This window comes from Paenibacillus taihuensis (assembly GCF_003386535.1).
Classification (GTDB): Bacteria; Bacillota; Bacilli; order Paenibacillales; family Paenibacillaceae; genus Paenibacillus_Z; species Paenibacillus_Z taihuensis.
The window spans coordinates 1-2151 of the sequence record NZ_QTTN01000082.1; the positions used below are offsets into that span (position 1 = coordinate 1).

2 protein-coding genes are annotated in these 2151 nt (G+C 46.7%); both read left to right on the top strand.

Going from position 1 to position 2151, the window contains the following annotated elements; translation table 11 throughout:
• Window positions 1-372 precede the first annotated feature (372 nt).
• Window positions 373-1302: a helix-turn-helix domain-containing protein gene (locus A8990_RS31120; RefSeq protein ID WP_116192901.1), complete on the top strand. Its 930-nt coding sequence runs from the start codon at window positions 373-375 to the stop codon at window positions 1300-1302.
• Window positions 1303-1304: 2 nt separating this feature from the next.
• A complete protein-coding gene (locus A8990_RS31125; RefSeq protein WP_116192902.1) occupies window positions 1305-1679 on the top strand; it encodes a PBECR3 domain-containing polyvalent protein in 375 nt (124 codons plus the stop codon).
• Window positions 1680-2151 lie beyond the last annotated feature (472 nt).

Here is a 2151-nt window from a genome sequence, read left to right on the forward strand (position 1 = left end):
TGGAGCTTTGTTAACCTTTTGGAACCGCCGTATGCGGACCCGCATGTACGGTGGTGTGAGAGGACGGAGGCTAGCCGCCTCCTCCTACTCGATTACCGGCTGCTGCTGACAGGTTGTCGCCGTTATGAAAAAAAACAAAAAATGTCTACGACACGAAAGCTAGCATCGTGCCCGCTCTGCGTATTCATCGCGCCGTGTTGATAATGTGTATTATTCCCCGTATCGTAGTCTTATTTGTACGAAAGTTAGCGCAGAGTTAAAACGTAAATCAACGCAGTATTTTATATATTTTCATGCGCCATAACGCGCTTTACGGAACATTTTGCTTCGTGATACACTACCTTCACTAGCATAGAGAACAGGGGTGTAATAATGGCACGTATTCCGATACTGGGGTCAGGGCTCAACGACGGTGACGAACTTAACGCCTTACGCAGTTACTACGCACAATGGCGCCAGAATAATAGCGTGATGAAGTCGCCATTCTTTGCACTGTTTAAATCGTTTAAAGAGCTTGAACTGCTTAAAAACTTGGATGAAGGAGCACTGCGGCTATACTTGTATTTCGGATTCGTAGCCGGCAATGAAAACGGTGTGAGTTGGCATAGCATTCAAACCATTGCTGATTACTTTGACAAACAGACGCGAACGATTGACGGCTGGATACATAAGCTTGTTGAAGCAGGTTTGATTTATCGGACCAAAGACGACAAGAAGTCGCATACAACGTTCCTTATTCCCTATACAAACTCCATATTGAACCTGCAGCCGAAAAGGAAACACGAGGCTGACGACCAGGCACTCATCCAAGACCTTGTGACTTCACTGAAGGAGTTGGCTGGTGTTTACGGTGAAATCATTAATGTCGTTCATATTTTCCATTGGGCTCGAGACGGCAGATCAAAACAGCCGACCCATGAACAGAAACCCGTTAACTTTTTGCTGTTTATTACAAAGCGGACGGATGGCGTGCTGATCGGGCACCGTCATCACCTTCGAAAGTCAGATAAATACGGTATCAGTCAACTCTACATTGATGAGGTTGCAGTCTTTGACAGCCCATTTTTGTACAAGGACAAGCCAGTAGCAGGCATAGCCGTTAAAGAAACGTACCGTTTGCGTTCAAAAGACAGCATAGAGACGCTGCTGGGGATGGTACAGGATCTAGCTGGCATGGATGAAGATGTTTTACTGCAGCATGCGCAGGTCGAATATGGATTGATTTCGGACGTGCTTGTTGAAGACGAGGAAGAAGAGCCAGAAGAGCAAGAAGCAGAAAACGACGAGGGAGGAGAGGATTAGAAATGGCCGGTGGCAAGATAGGAGAGATTAAGCAGCGAGAGATCGACTTGCTAGGACTAACAGAATCTGCGGGAACGCCTATCTTTAGCGGTCAACAAAACATTGACCACATGAGGCTCAGTCACCCTAACGATTACGCAAAATACGGCCACCTTGTCGAAGCGATTATTGCGGCACCTAAGTATGTTTCATTGAACCCGAATGACGGATCCATTCAGTACATTTGCGAATATCCGCAGGACGGTAGCGATGATGAGAGGGTGTTGGTCGCAGTTAGAGCAGCGCGGAGCGGTAGGTTTTTCGCGAGAACATTATTCGTAATGTCTGAAGATAAGTGGGATAATTATAATAATAACGGCTATATTAAAGTATACTGATAATTTTCCAGATAGGGGTTATCTGCTGTTTTAGCGGATAACCAGCTTGCGCATATTCATGTTTTAGGTCTATAATAGGTGTAGCCAAAATAGGATACACTGCTTACGAGAAGGAGCAGAGGTTGGAACAGGCAGCCAGCGCCCCGCGAAAGCGGTTAGGAGATCCGGGAGTGTCACCCCGGCTATCCTTCTCAAAAGCATTAAGGAACCGTAGCCATGCTGCGGTTCTTTTTGATTTGTAGCGTTCCCTGCCATCTTTTGAACGACAAAAGCCCAAGGAAGTGGCCCCTTCCTTGGGCTTGTCTCACGCTTAACCTCAACTCACTTGCAGTGGCTGGACAACCGGTTACTACCGGAAGGTGTGGAGCCAGTAAAGTAGGCTCCATCAACAAACCAGCCACGATCTAGAGGGCCATCAAGATCTTTCTTAGGTGATGCCATGACTTAGCAGACGTGACCCTGCTAAAAAAAA